Below are 13,117 nucleotides of genomic sequence, written 5' to 3' on the forward strand. Positions count from 1 at the left end.
CGATCGGCCGTTGCTGTCAATCGCCTTGCTGTTTCTGTGAAGCCAGCAATGCACGCAGTACCGACACAAGCGCAAGCGGTTGGTCCAACATCAGATGATGATGACTGTTGGGAATGCCAACAGCACCGCGACAATGGCGTAGCCGGGCAGCGATCCTCTTTGCGCGCCACTGTTCCACTACGATGCTCTCTTCGCCGTAGACAAAATCCACCGGCACATTGATGCTCTCCAGTAACGCATCTCCGTCGGTTTCTCCCACGGTGAACGGCAGCGCCGGGTCGAGGCGCCAATGCCAGCCTTGTGGGCTTGAGGCAATGGAATGGAATGCAACATGCTCGAAGGTGTCGGCAAGGGGTAGCGGTTGTGCTGGGATAACCCGATAGCGCTGGCGAATGGTCGGGTAATCAGGGTAGTGCCGCGCGCGGCCGCTACGCGCTGGAGGTAAAGGGAACGCTGACTTTGGTTCATCGAGGAAGCGAACCCGGCTGTCGATGATCACCGCCTGCTGAACCAGGTCTGGACGATCGGCACAGACGCGCAAGGTCCGCAGTCCGCCATAACTATGGCCAACCACCGTGGCGGGGCCTAATTCGCGCTCGAGAATGGTAATAAGGTCGTCGGTGAACGCTTGTGCGTTGTAGCTGCTGCGTGGCCCGCTTTCACCCATACCCGAAAAGTCCATTGCATAGACGCGGAACCGGTCAATGAAGAAGGGGGCGATAAAATCCCACCAGTGGCTGTTTGCCCGATAGCCGTGGGCGAACAAGAGTACCGGTTTGGTAGTGTCGTCTGCGTTCCAGCTGCGATAGTGCAGCCGAGTGTCCGTGCATTGCACAAAATGAGAGCGCGTCGGTGCATTCACGGCGCGCAACAACCAGGGCTGGGCTTCGGTGTACTGAGGCGCCGGTAATGGCTCTGCAGGCGCCGAGGAGCTATCCAGCGCAGCTGCCAAGCTGGCGAGTTTGGCTTTCCAGATCTTGCCGGTGCTGCCTTGGGGCAGTTGCGCCATGAAGACGACTCGGTTGGGGCGCTTGTAGGGCGCAATCAACTCGCGTAGAGCACCATCGATCTGCTGTGCATCAATTTCATAGCCGGGGCGAACCTCGATGAAGGCAACGATTTCCTCATCACCATCGGCAAGCGCTCGTCCCACCACACCTGAGGCAACGATGGCCGGCAGGCTGTTGAGGGCGGCCTCGACCTCGGCGGGATATACATTGAAACCAGAGCGAATGATCATTTCCTTTTGCCGGCCCACCACCGCCACGGCGCCGTCCGGCAGGCGGCGGCCCAGATCGCCGGTTGCGACCCAGCCGCCTGGACGCAGGGTCGCAGCGGTTGCGGCCGGGTTGCGGTAGTAGCCGAGCATGGTGGCGGGGGCACGCATCCAGAGTTCGCCAATGCCGCCCTCGGGCACATCAAGACCCTGGTTATCGACAAAGCGCAGCTCTACGCCTTCTTCGGCAAAGCCAACGGTGCCGGGTTCGCTCGTGCGATCGGCCCGGGTACGCGCCCCAGGTGCGCATTCCGTCATGCCGTAGCCGTTGACCAGCGGCAACCCGAACAGTGCCTGTACACGCTGCTGCAGCGTGTGATCGAGTGGTGCGCCGCCACTGCTGATGTAGCGCAGACGATGACCTGACACATCGAGCTTTTGCGTGGCGATGTAATCGAGCAAACGTACGTAAACCGTCGGTACGAACGACAAGTGCGAGATGTCGCCTTGGGCTATGGCATTAGCCAGTTGTGGCAGTTCGAGTCGCCCCATCAAGCGCAGGCTGGCACCGGCGACCATCACCGACATCAGGTTGGCCACGCCCATGATATGGGCCAGAGGTGCTACGCCGTTGTAACAGTCCGTCGGGCTGACCTGGCGCGAGCGGCTGAGAATGGCACCTAGCGCCAATAGCCCGGTATGACTGTGCATGACTGCCTTGGGCTGGCCGGTGGTGCCGGAGGTGAAGATCAGTAGACCTACCTGGGCATCCGCTATTTGTGGTTCGGCGCAAACGTGCGCATGTGTATCGCCCATCGCGAGCGGGCCGGCCAACAACCCCTCGACTTGCGCCGCGCCCGCGCTTTGGGCATGTGCTGCGCAAGCCTTGCTGTCCGCAGTGGCATACACGCAGAGGCGGGGTTCAACGAGTGCTTGCAACCCGGCCAGCTCTGCCGCTGGCAATCTGGCGTTGACCACCGCCGGCCACGCTTCGAGCGCTTGGCAGGCAAACAGTACGACAACAGCGCCAATGTTGTTCTCCGCAACAATCAGCACTCGATCGCCAGCAGTGACACCCCTCGCGCTCAGCAGCTCACTGACTTCATCGATGGCGCGGGCCAACAAGCCATAGTCGAGCGCCAGGCTGGCGTCACTCAGTGCAGGTGCATCGGGGGTGACGCGAGCCCAATGACGGACTACGTCGCAGGCCAGAGACAAGCTGGGGAGGACCCCTGGAGCGATGTGTGACGAGCTTTCTTGAGGAGTCATGGCATTCAGGTCGGCAGGGTTGGAAGGTAAAGTGTTGTTCAAATATAAGACCGATGTTCTACTATGTGAAGATATTTGATGCGTCGCAGCTTCGCTCTGTGCTCAGAATCAAGGCGTGAATGCAATCTGGGAGCAGGGCATGGCACAACAATGCATCAGCAGTGAAGCCCTCAATCAATACCTATTCTGAAGAGGATTGCACCCCATGAGTGAAGCTCAACGCGACCCGGATGGTCGTATCAAGCTGGAGCAGCGCGGCCCCTTGTTGCTTATCGGCATCGACCGTCCTGAAAAGCGTAACGGGTTCACGCCAAAGATGTTTGCCGAGCTGGCGGCTGCGTATACCCGGCTGGAAGAAGATCCTGAGCTGCGGGTAGGTGTGCTGTATGCCGAAGGCGACCACTTTACGGCCGGCCTGGACATGCCCAAGTGCGCGCCACTGCGCAAGGAAGGTAAACCCTACATACCACCTGCCGAGGTCGATCCTTTCGGCCTGCGTGAACCAATTCGCACCAAGCCTATGGTCATGGCGCTGCAGGGCATCAGCTTCACTGTCGCTATCGAGTTGATGCTGGCTGCGGATATCGTTATCGCTGCGCAGAATTGCCGCTTTTCGCAAATCGAAGTCAAACGCGGGATCATGGCCGGCTGCGGCGCCACGTTCAGGTTTGTGGAGCGTGCAGGTTGGGGTAATGCCATGAAATTGCTGCTCACCGGTGACGAATTCGATGCCGCCGAAGCGCTGCGTCTTAATTTTGTTCAGGAAGTCGTACCGGTAGGCGAGGAGTTCAAGCGCGCCATCGAGCTGGCCGAGCGCATTGCCGAGCAGGCACCGCTGGCGGTGCAAGCGACGTTGCAGAACGCCCGTACGGCGGTAAACCATGGCTGGCAAGCGGCTTATGCCTCAATTGCCAATACCCAGCGCAGGCTGTTCAATACCGAAGACGCCAAAGAAGGCGTGCAGTCCTTTATCGAAAAGCGGCCTGCCCGTTTCGTTGGGCGATAACAAAAAAAGAGGAAACGATGATGAGTAAGGGCCCGCTTAGCAATGTCCGTGTGCTCGACATGAGCCGCATCCTCGCCGGCCCCTGGGCCGCGCAGATGCTTGCCGACCTTGGGGCTGAGGTGATCAAGATCGAACGCCCTGGCAAAGGTGACGATTCACGCCAGTTCGGCCCGCCTTTCCTGCAGAATGCGCAGGGGCAGGACACGCGAGAGTCTTCGTTCTACATCAGCACCAACCGCAACAAGAAATCCATTACTTGTGACATTGCAAAACCTGAAGGCCAGGCGCTGATCCGCCAGTTGGTGGGCAAGTGCGACGTTTTGCTGGAAAACTACAAGGTGGGGGACCTCAAGCGCTATGGCTTGGACTACGCCTCGTTGCGCGAAGTGAACCCACGGCTCATCTATTGCTCTCTGACGGGCTTTGGCCAGACGGGCCCTTACGCTCCGCGACCAGGTTACGATTCGATCTTCCAGGCCATGGGCGGGTTGATGAGCATCACCGGCTTGCCCGATGAAACCCCCGGCGGCGGTCCTATGAAAACCGGGCCGAGTCTGGCCGATATCCTGGCTGGCCAATACGCGGCCTATGCCATTCAAGCGGCGCTGTATGCGCGCGACGTCAATGGTGCCCCGGGTCAGCATATCGACATTGCCTTGCTCGATGCCCTGATCGCTTCGACCTCCCACTACGCCAGCCAATACCTGGTCTCAGGTGACATCCCCGTGCGCCGGGGCACAGAGGGCAACGGCGGCATGCCTTCGCGGATGTTCCGCTGCGCCGATGGCGACATCATGATCGTCGCCGGCAACAACGAACAGTACGCCCGTTTTTGTGAGGTGCTCGGCCATCCAGAGCTCGCGCTAGATGCGCGGTTCGCCGAGATCCCTCTACGGGTGGTCAACCGTCGGGCCCTGGGCGAGGTGTTCGAACCACTGGTGGCTACGTGGACAGTGCTTGATCTACTGCGCGCCCTGGATGAAGCGGGCGTGCCGGCCGGCCCTATCAACAACCTGGAACAAGTCTTCGCCGATCCGCATGTACAGGAACGTGGCATGTGCGTGGAAAGCCCACATGCCGCTTCAGCGAATGGCAAAGTCAGGATGGTCGCCAACCCGGTCAAGTTCTCGGCTACCCCCATCGTCGACTACAAGGCACCGCCGACTCAGGGTGAGCACACCAACAGTATCCTGGGTGAGTGGCTGGGCCTGGACGAAACCGAAATAAAAGCGCTGCGTGAGAAGCGTGTGATCTAGCGCAGAGGGGCGTCACTGCTGTACCGTCTTTGCCTATACCCAACCCGGCTCCGCCATGCGTAGCCGGGTTTTCTTTTGCTGGGGATAGGCATAAATGCAGGGCAAAAAAACGCCGCCGGCATAAAGCGGGCGGCAAAAGGGTACCAAGCCAAGGTGCGCCGATAACCCTGCAGTCACCCTGGCGATGCGCGCCAGGGGCTGACAGCAGTCATCTTGCGAGCATTCGGGTGATCATTTCACGTATTTGCGGAACTCAGGCTTGCGCTTCTCGCGGAACGCGTTGCCACCTTCCTTGGACTCTTCAGTGTCGTAGTACATGGCCAGGGCTTGCATGGCGAATGCGCCAATTCCTCGGATATTTTCGTTGTCCATGTTGAAGGAGCGTTTTGCCAGTGCGATAGCGGTTGGGCTCATCTGCAGGATGTCGTCACACCATTTTCTGACTTCGGCATCCAGTTGATCTGCCGGGACAACCGCATTGACCAAGCCCCAGTCCAGCGCTTGCTGGGCACTGTAGCGTTTGCACAGGTACCAGATCTCGCGGGCACGCTTGTCACCGGCCAGGCGGGCGAGCAGGGCGGTGCCGAAGCCCGGATCCACAGAGCCGACTTTCGGGCCAACCTGGCCAAGCTGCGCAGTATCGGCGGCGATCGCCAGGTCGCAGAGGGTTACCAGCACGTTGCCGCCGCCAATCGCGTAACCGTTGACGCGCGCAATGACCGGCTTGGGGATGTCACGGATGATGCTCTGCAGCTCTTCGATCGGCAGGCCAACCACCCCGCGGCCCTTGTGCCGGCCGCCAGATTGATCGCTGCCGGTGCAAAAGGCCTTGTCACCCGCGCCGGTGAGCACCACAACGCCGACGTCCTTGTTGTAGCCGGCCTGGCTGAACGCCACGATCAGCTCTTCACAGGTGTTGGCAGTGAAGGCGTTATAGACCTGAGGTCGGTTGATGGTGATGGTGGCGATGCCGTTGTCTTCGGTGTAGAGGATATCTTTGAATTCCATGCTTCACTCCTTTAAAAGTTTTTGGCTCAGCCGACCATCGTCAAGCCGCCGGACACGCTGATCACCTGACCGGTGATGAACGCAGCATCGTCACTGGCCAGGAACAGCACCGTCCCGGCGATATCGTCTGGTTGCCCCATACGTCCAAATGGCACAGCCTTGACCAGCCCGGCCTTGATCCGCTCGCCCTTTTCGCCCTGGGCGAGGTTGTCCAGCAGTGCAGTGGCGGTAGGCCCTGGGCATACGACGTTGACCGGTATCTGCTGGCGGGCCATTTCCCGCGCCATGGTTTTGCTGAAGGCGATCAGGCCGCCCTTGCAGAAGGAATACACGGCCTCCATCGAGGACCCGACGCGGCCGGCGTCGGAAGAGATGTTCACCACACGGCCATGCCCGCGCTCGCTCATCCGGCGCAATACTGCATGGTGCATGTTCAGCGGGCCGTACAGATTGATGGCGACAACCTTGTCCCAAAACGGCTTTTCGGTCTGCAGGAAGAACGCACCTGTGTCCCAGCCAGCGTTGTTAACCAGCACGTCGATCGGTCCCAGTTCTTCTTCCACGCGGGCGACCGCCGCGTGGACGACTTCATGGTCGGTGATATCGACGCTGTAACCGCGGGCGCGACCACCGGTTGCTTCGATTTCGCCAACCAGGGCGCTTGCAGCCTGGGTGTTCAGGTCGAACACGGCCACCACCGCCCCGGCTTCGCTAAAGCGTTTGCAAATGGCGCTACCGATACCACCCGCACCCCCGGTCACTACAACGACTTTGTCTTTCAGTCCTTTCATCACGAGTACCTTTGAGTCTTGCATCAGGGACGCGGCTGAGCCGCGGTTTCAGGGGTCATGCTCTCAGCGCTTGCGTGCGGCGCAGGTGCCGGCGCTGCTGCAGCAGGTGCACGGCCTGCGCAAAGTGCACTGATCTGCTCATGGCTGTAGCCCAGCTCGCCGAGAATTTCACTGCTGTGTTCGCCCAGATTCGGTGGCAAATAGCGCACGTTGCCGGGGGAGGCGGAGAACTCCACCGGAATCGAAGTCATGACCAGTTCACCCTCGGTGGGATGTTGGACTTTCTTGAAGAATTCGGTCCCCTTCAAATACTCATCGTTCATCATGTCGCTCAGTTCGCGGACCTGGCCATGGGGCACATCGGCTTGATCGAACAAGGTTTCCCAGTGCGCGGAGGTCTGCGTGGCGATCACATCCCCGAGGATGCTGTACAGCTCATTGATATGGCGCATGCGCTCGGTCATGCGACAGAAACGAGGATCTTCCAGCAGCTCAGGCCGGCCGATAGCTGTCAGCACACGTCGCCATTGCTCGTCATTGACCGCCAGCAGGCAAATGTAGCCGTCGCGCGTGGCGTACGGCCGGCGATTGGCCGAAAACATCCGGGTGTAGCCAAGGCCGTCGGACTTGCCCAGTGCGCCCTCCCAGAGATGTTCGAACAAGTTGAACTGAAGCATGGTCTCCATCATGGGGACGCGTACTTCCTGGCCCTGGCCGGTACGCTCGCGATGCAGCAAGGCCATGCTGATGGAGGATGCCAGTACGTAACCGCAGAACTTGTCGACGATCACCGTAGGGAAGTAACGAGGGCGGCCGTCGCTATCGCGGTTGATGGCCGCCAAGCCGCTCTCGCCCTGGATGACGTCATCGAACGCCGGCATGTTGGCGTACGGACCATCGCTACGGTAGCCAGGCGCGAAGGCGTAGATGATATTGGGGTTGCGGGCGCTCAGCTTCTCATAGCAGATACCCAGCCGCTTGGCGGCGCTGGGCCGCATGCTATGTACGACGACATCGGCTGTTTCTACCAGCTTGAGCAATGCCTCCATGCACGCCGGTTGCTTCAGGTCGAGCACCACGCTGCGTTTGTTGCGGTTCATGATGAGGTAGAACACCGACATACCGGGATTTCGACCCGGGCCGTTCTGCCGGTTCTGATCGCCCGTGGGCGGTTCTACCTTGATCACGTCGGCACCCATGTCGCCCAGAATCTGAGTGGCGACGGGGCCGAGGACGTTGATCGTGAGGTCGATCACACGCAGCCCCGACAGCGGGCCGGTGGGTTGTGCCAATGCCCGTTGGGTCATGATCAGTCAGCCCTGTAGTCCTTGCCTTTGACCAGGCGCAGAGGGGTGTACTCCTGCACCAGCGTGCCGTCTTGCTTGTAGATACGGTTGCGCGTACGCACCAGGCCCAGGCCAGGACGGCCCTTGCTTTCGCGGCACTCGATGACTTCACACTCGACATGAATGGTGTCACCGACGAATACCGGGCCCTTGATGTCCAGTTCCATATTGAGGAACGCAAAACCCACCCCTTGCATCGTCGCCTGGGTAAGCAAGCCTTCTGCAAAGGTGAACACCAAGGCACCAGGGGCGACGCGGCCCTTGATCGCAGACTGTTCTTTGAGGAATTCGACGTTGGTGAAAAGCACTTCAAGCATGCCGGTCACTGAAACGAAGTTGACGACATCCGCCTCAGTGACGGTGCGGCCCACGGTTTTGAAGCGGCGCCCGACCGGGAGGTCTTCCCAGTGAATGCCAAGGCCCACGGTTTCGATCTGTTCCATTCTTGTTGTTCCCTGAGGTTGGTTATTTGGAACTGCAACTGACTGCGCCTTAACGGGGTTTGGCGTCGTTGCGGGCAACACGTCCGAGCACGCTGTCGGCAATGATGTTTCGCTGAATCTGGTTGGTGCCTTCGATGATCTGCACCACCTTGGCGTCGCGGAAATAGCGGTTGATCGGGTATTCGTTGGAAATACCCGCAGCGCCGAACAGCTGCACGGCGTCCGTGGCGACTTTCATCGCCACGTCCGAGGCGAACATCTTCGACATGGCTGCCATCGGCGCGAGTGTGCGGCCGGTGACGCCGTCATCGACCATGGACGCGGTGCGATAGACCAACTGGCGGGCAGCTTCGGTCTGGGTGACCATGTCTGCGATCATCCAGCGTATGCCTTGGAAGTCGCTGACCTTCTGCTTGAAGGTGACGCGGTTCTGGATGTAGTCGACCGAATGATCGATGGCTCCCTGAGCCAACCCCACCGCCCTGGCAGCCACCAGTGGACGGCTGGTATTGAGCGCTTCCATGGCGATCTTGAAACCTTCCCCACCCTCGGGGCCGAGTCGGTTGGCGACTGGCACGAAGGCGTCATCGAAGAACAGCGGGCATGCTGCTACCCCCCTGGCCCCCATTTTGTGTTCTGGTGCGCCAATCGTCAGGCCGGGTGTATCGCGATCAACGATGAACAAGTTGATGCCCAAGCCCGTGCCATCCTCGGCGACAGTTTTGGCGGCGACCAGGATGAAGTCGGCGATGTTGGAGTTGGTGCACCAGATCTTCGAGCCGTTCAGCACATAGCCGCCATCGGTGCGGCGTGCAGAGGTCTTGATGCCGGAAACATCCGAGCCGCTTTGCGGTTCGGTGATCGATAGGGCGCCGCGCAAGTCGCCGCTGGCAAGACCTGGCAGTAAGCGTTGCTTCTGCTCCTCGGTACCGCCAGCGAGGATCGCCCCAAACGGCGTCCATTGCACAACGAGCAGATAGCCGGTGTTGTAGCAGACACGGCCCAGCTCCTCGACGGCGATGCAGGCCGACAGCAAGCTGTTGGTGCCACCGTATTCCGTCGGAAACGGCAGGGCGAACAGCCCCAACTCTTTCAGCAGCGCGAACATGTCATGGGGGTATTGCGCCGTGCGATCGATCTCGTCGGCGCGCGGCGCAACTTTTTCCCGTGCGACCCGACGAATCAGGTCCTGGATCTCACGCTGCTCATCGGTCAATTCGTAGTTCACGGTTCTGTCGGCTCCAATCGAGGACTGCTCACCCACTGCGCTCAATGTCGTTTGGGGTGGAGTGTTATTCTGAACGCTGTTCGTAAAAGTAAACGACGTGTATTGAAGGTGTCAAGGCGCACTGAGCGGGTAAACCGTCATGGCAGATCCTGATTTTGTGCTTGAGCCAGTCCTGGCGGGTGTTCAGGCGTGTCGCGGAGTTACTGGGCTGGAGGCACAAGGGAAGGGAAAGCGCAGAAAATAATGGAAACGGCGTTTGGCATAGTGCATAAGAGGAGGGGGAACGGTATCGAGCAGCTTGACGGATACAGATGTCAGCGTTTAGCATTCGGAACATCGTTCATAAAAACTAATTCTGCAGTTCAACGGAGGGCTTATGCAAAGCCTGTTGCCAGAATCGGATTACCAACAGTTCCTCAGTGAGGGGCGTTTCATGCTGCAGCGCAGCCGTCAGAACGGTGGTTATTGCTTCTATCCCCGGGTAGCTCAGCCCGGTACCGGCAATACCGACCTGGAATGGGTCGAGGCCAGTGGGCGCGGTGTGGTGTATTCCTCCACCGTGGTCCGCCAGCGTCCCCCCACCCCGAACTACAACGTCGCTTTGATCGACTTGGAGGAGGGCGTGCGCATGATGTCCCGGGTTGAGGGTGTGGCACCCGAAGACGTGCAGATAGGCATGAGCGTGCGGGCAAAGATCGTCCAGCCCGATGATGGCGCGGCGCTGCTGGTATTCGAGCCAGCCTGACCTGACCCGCGGCAAAACCATTCGCAACCTGCAGCAATAACAATAAAGGCAGGAAACTATGAAACAAAGTCTTCGTGGACAAACAGCCATCGTGGCGGGAGCCACATACGGGATGGGCGAGGCGCCAGGGCTGTCGTCCATGGACCTGGCCGCTGCTGCCAGCGTACGTGCCCTGGCGCAGGTAGGGCTGACACCGGCTGATGTAGACGGGCTGTTCGTCAGTGTGCCGGACGACATGCTCTCCGGGCTTACCTTTTCCGAGTACCTGGGCATTCACCCCCGGTTCACCGACAACAACCGCACCGGCGGTTCGGCTTTCCAGATCTATGCCCATACTGCCGCGATGGCCTTGGCCTCGGGGCAGATCGATGTCGCCCTGATCGCCTACGGCAGCAACCAGAAAAGCGCGTCGGGCAAACTGGTGCAGTCTTCACGCCCGTCGCCCTGGGAAACCCCCTACAGGCCGATGAACCCTGTGTCTTCTTACGCGCTGGCGGCCGCACGGCACATGCATCAGTACGGCACCACCCGTGAACAGCTTGCCGAGGTTGCCGTTGCGGCGCGTAAGTGGGCGCGGCTCAACCCCGATGCCTACATGCGCGATGAGCTGAGCATCAGCGACGTGCTGGGAGCGCGTATGGTCTCAGACCCGTTGACCGTACGTGATTGCTGCCTGGTGACCGACGGTGCTGCAGCGGTGGTCATGGTTCGGGCCGACCGTGCCCGTGATCTGGCCAAACGCCCTGCTTATGTGCTGGGCGCAGGTTCTGCCACCACGCACCGAGAGATTGCGTCGATGGCAGACCTGACGGTTACCGCAGCGCGGGAATCTGGCCAGCGTGCCTATGAGATGGCCGGTGTCAGCGCCTCGGATATTGACGTGGTGATGCTCTATGACGCCTTCACCATCAACCCGATTCTGTTTCTCGAGGACCTCGGGTTCTGTCCGAAAGGCGAGGGTGGGCGCTTTGTATCGGGCGGCGCGATCGCGCCCGGTGGCCGGCTGGCAGTGAATACCAACGGGGGCGGCCTGTCGTGTGTCCACCCGGGCATGTACGGCCTGTTCACCATGGTCGAAGCGACCCAGCAGTTGATGGGGCAATGCGGCGCGCGGCAAGTGGCCGACGCCAAGCTGGCTATCGCCCACGGCAATGGCGGTGTGCTGTCGAGCCAGGCAACGCTGATCCTGGGTACGGAGGAGACGCTGTGAGCGAGGTCCAGGCGAATACCGACGATATTGTCCAGGTCGAGTACGACGAAGGCGTCGCCATCGTTACGTTGAACTACCCCCAGCGACGCAATGCCTTCTCGCTCAAAATGCGCGAAACCCTGTATGAGCGCCTCTATGGCCTCATGTACCACGACGCTGCATGTCAGGCTATCGTGCTGACCGGCGCCAACGGCGTGTTCTGCGCAGGTGGTGACATCTCCGAAATGAAAGAGCGCACGGTGATGGAGTACCGCGAACGCAACCTGCTGCCGCTGAACATCTTCCGCCTGCTGGTTGAAGGGCCTAAGGCGGTGATCGCTGCTGTCGAAGGGTTTGCCATGGGCGCAGGCGTTTCGCTCGCCGCAGCCAGTGACTACGTTGTCTCGGCGCCCGGTACCCGCTATGCCTGCGCATTCGTCAAAGTTGGGCTGATGCCCGATACCGGGCTTTTCTGGTCCCTCGCTCAGCGCGTGGGCGCTGGCAAAGCCCGTGAACTGATGCTCACCGCCGATGAATTCAATGGCGAGCAAGCGTTGCGTAGCGGCTTTGCCAATGAGCTGGCGCCCGCTGGCGAAACTCGCCAGACCGCATTGGCGGTGGCTCGCCAGTATGCGCGGATGCCACCGCTGGCCGTTGCACACCTCAAGGCTGCTCTGGCCAATGGCATCGGCTCGCTGGATCAAGCGATCGAGACCGAAGTGAACCTGCAACCGATCATGCGCCGTAGCCAGGACCATCTGGAGGCAGCAAAAGCCTTCATGGAAAAACGCCCTGCCGTGTTCGTTGGCAACTGAGGAGAGCACGATGTCCGAACATACCGACGAACGCATTCAGGTTACCCGCGATGGCGAAGTGGCCATCATCACCCTCAACAATGCCGAGCGCCGCAATGCGATGGGCCGCCAGATGCGCCTGGCGTTGCGCGACACCGTGCATCGGCTGATGGTTGCCGACCCTGAGTCCCGTGCTGTGGTGCTGACGGGGGCGGGCGGACAGTTCAGTGCCGGCGCCGACATTTCCGAGATGACCAAGCGCACCGTGCTGCAGAGCCGAGAGATCCTTGCAGAGTCCTGCGAAGTGGTGCGCGACCTGCTGGGTGGCCCCAAGCCTGTGGTGGTGGCAGTGGAAGGCGTGGCGTTCGGCGCCGGCCTGTCGCTGGCCGTGGCGAGCGATTACCTGGTAGCGGCTTCGAACGCGCGGTTCTGCGCCGCCTTTCTGCGCATAGGGCTGATTCCCGACACCGGCGTGTTGTGGACCCTCCAAAACAGGGTTGGCCCCGCCAAGGCGCGCGAGCTGCTGTCGTTGGCGCGAGAGATTGACGGCGTCGAAGCCGGGCGCATCGGCTTGGCCAACCAGGTGGTCGAACCAGGCCAGGCGCTGAGCGTAGCCATCGAGTACGCCAAGACTTTGGCCAAATTGCCCCCGCTGGGCGTGGCCTTGACCAAGACGGCGTTGACGTTTTCAGCCGACGACATGGACGCTGCGTTGCGCGCCGAAATCGACTATCAGCCGCTGTTGCGTCAGTCATGCGATCACCTGGAGGCGGCCAATGCCTTCCTCGAAAAGCGCGCCCCTGTATTCACCGGCCAATAAGGAACC

At 60.4% G+C, this 13,117-nt stretch carries 12 protein-coding genes; 6 read left to right on the top strand and 6 right to left on the bottom strand.

Going from position 1 to position 13,117, the window contains the following annotated elements; all coding sequences use genetic code 11:
• Positions 1-16: 16 nt before the first annotated feature.
• Positions 17-2,527 (bottom strand): alpha/beta fold hydrolase, encoded by a 2,511-nt coding sequence (locus tag ACIP1G_RS02495; RefSeq protein ID WP_400733378.1) that lies wholly within the window; start codon positions 2,525-2,527, stop codon positions 17-19.
• Between the two features lie 163 nt (positions 2,528-2,690).
• On the opposite strand from ACIP1G_RS02495, the gene ACIP1G_RS02500 reads away from it, so the two are divergent.
• Entirely contained in the window at positions 2,691-3,491 is an 801-nt protein-coding gene (locus ACIP1G_RS02500; protein WP_392510136.1) for a crotonase/enoyl-CoA hydratase family protein, read from the top strand.
• Between the two features lie 20 nt (positions 3,492-3,511).
• Complete coding sequence (locus ACIP1G_RS02505; RefSeq protein ID WP_400733381.1) at positions 3,512-4,747, top strand: CaiB/BaiF CoA transferase family protein; 1,236 nt, start codon at positions 3,512-3,514, stop codon at positions 4,745-4,747.
• 231 nt (positions 4,748-4,978) lie between these two features.
• Here the strand turns inward: ACIP1G_RS02505 and ACIP1G_RS02510 are convergent, their stop codons facing one another.
• From ACIP1G_RS02510 to ACIP1G_RS02530, 5 genes are read right to left on the bottom strand one after another with little or no spacing between them, the layout of a single operon-like run.
• Positions 4,979-5,755: an enoyl-CoA hydratase-related protein gene (locus ACIP1G_RS02510; RefSeq protein WP_400733383.1), complete on the bottom strand. Its 777-nt coding sequence runs from the start codon at positions 5,753-5,755 to the stop codon at positions 4,979-4,981.
• A 26-nt stretch (positions 5,756-5,781) separates the two neighbouring features.
• Complete coding sequence (locus ACIP1G_RS02515; protein ID WP_400733385.1) at positions 5,782-6,546, bottom strand: glucose 1-dehydrogenase; 765 nt, start codon at positions 6,544-6,546, stop codon at positions 5,782-5,784.
• A gap of 23 nt (positions 6,547-6,569) precedes the next feature.
• Entirely contained in the window at positions 6,570-7,853 is a 1,284-nt protein-coding gene (locus ACIP1G_RS02520; protein ID WP_400733386.1) for a CaiB/BaiF CoA transferase family protein, read from the bottom strand.
• Between the two features lie 2 nt (positions 7,854-7,855).
• On the bottom strand, positions 7,856-8,335 hold the full coding sequence (locus ACIP1G_RS02525) for a MaoC/PaaZ C-terminal domain-containing protein (RefSeq protein WP_341798492.1): 480 nt from the start codon (positions 8,333-8,335) through the stop codon (positions 7,856-7,858).
• 49 nt (positions 8,336-8,384) lie between these two features.
• Positions 8,385-9,563 (bottom strand): acyl-CoA dehydrogenase family protein, encoded by a 1,179-nt coding sequence (locus ACIP1G_RS02530; protein ID WP_400733387.1) that lies wholly within the window; start codon positions 9,561-9,563, stop codon positions 8,385-8,387.
• A gap of 376 nt (positions 9,564-9,939) precedes the next feature.
• Between ACIP1G_RS02530 and ACIP1G_RS02535 the strand changes: the two genes are divergently transcribed.
• From ACIP1G_RS02535 to ACIP1G_RS02550, 4 genes are read left to right on the top strand one after another with little or no spacing between them, the layout of a single operon-like run.
• Positions 9,940-10,308 carry a Zn-ribbon domain-containing OB-fold protein gene (locus tag ACIP1G_RS02535; protein ID WP_400733389.1) on the top strand — a complete coding sequence of 123 codons (369 nt, stop codon included), beginning with the start codon at positions 9,940-9,942 and terminating at the stop codon, positions 10,306-10,308.
• A gap of 58 nt (positions 10,309-10,366) precedes the next feature.
• Complete coding sequence (locus tag ACIP1G_RS02540; protein ID WP_400733391.1) at positions 10,367-11,518, top strand: thiolase; 1,152 nt, start codon at positions 10,367-10,369, stop codon at positions 11,516-11,518.
• The gene (locus ACIP1G_RS02545; protein WP_400733393.1) at positions 11,515-12,312 is read left to right on the top strand and encodes an enoyl-CoA hydratase/isomerase family protein; all 798 of its coding nucleotides are present in this window, start codon (positions 11,515-11,517) and stop codon (positions 12,310-12,312) included. Before ACIP1G_RS02540 ends, ACIP1G_RS02545 begins: the two co-directional genes overlap by 4 nt.
• A gap of 10 nt (positions 12,313-12,322) precedes the next feature.
• A complete protein-coding gene (locus tag ACIP1G_RS02550; RefSeq protein ID WP_400733395.1) occupies positions 12,323-13,111 on the top strand; it encodes an enoyl-CoA hydratase/isomerase family protein in 789 nt (262 codons plus the stop codon).
• The last annotated feature ends 6 nt before the right edge of the window (positions 13,112-13,117 follow it).

Origin of the sequence: Pseudomonas sp. NPDC089392 (genome assembly GCF_044749595.1) — a bacterium.
In the GTDB taxonomy this organism is placed as follows: domain Bacteria; phylum Pseudomonadota; class Gammaproteobacteria; order Pseudomonadales; family Pseudomonadaceae; genus Aquipseudomonas.

Coding starts and splice junctions, on each gene's coding strand:
- ACIP1G_RS02500 (WP_392510136.1), top strand. CDS start 2,691: ATGAGTGAAGCTCAACGCGACCCGGATGGTCGTATCAAGCTGGAGCAG.
- ACIP1G_RS02505 (WP_400733381.1), top strand. CDS start 3,512: ATGAGTAAGGGCCCGCTTAGCAATGTCCGTGTGCTCGACATGAGCCGC.
- ACIP1G_RS02510 (WP_400733383.1), bottom strand. CDS start 5,755: ATGGAATTCAAAGATATCCTCTACACCGAAGACAACGGCATCGCCACC.
- ACIP1G_RS02515 (WP_400733385.1), bottom strand. CDS start 6,546: ATGAAAGGACTGAAAGACAAAGTCGTTGTAGTGACCGGGGGTGCGGGT.
- ACIP1G_RS02520 (WP_400733386.1), bottom strand. CDS start 7,853: ATGACCCAACGGGCATTGGCACAACCCACCGGCCCGCTGTCGGGGCTG.
- ACIP1G_RS02525 (WP_341798492.1), bottom strand. CDS start 8,335: ATGGAACAGATCGAAACCGTGGGCCTTGGCATTCACTGGGAAGACCTC.
- ACIP1G_RS02535 (WP_400733389.1), top strand. CDS start 9,940: ATGCAAAGCCTGTTGCCAGAATCGGATTACCAACAGTTCCTCAGTGAG.
- ACIP1G_RS02540 (WP_400733391.1), top strand. CDS start 10,367: ATGAAACAAAGTCTTCGTGGACAAACAGCCATCGTGGCGGGAGCCACA.
- ACIP1G_RS02550 (WP_400733395.1), top strand. CDS start 12,323: ATGTCCGAACATACCGACGAACGCATTCAGGTTACCCGCGATGGCGAA.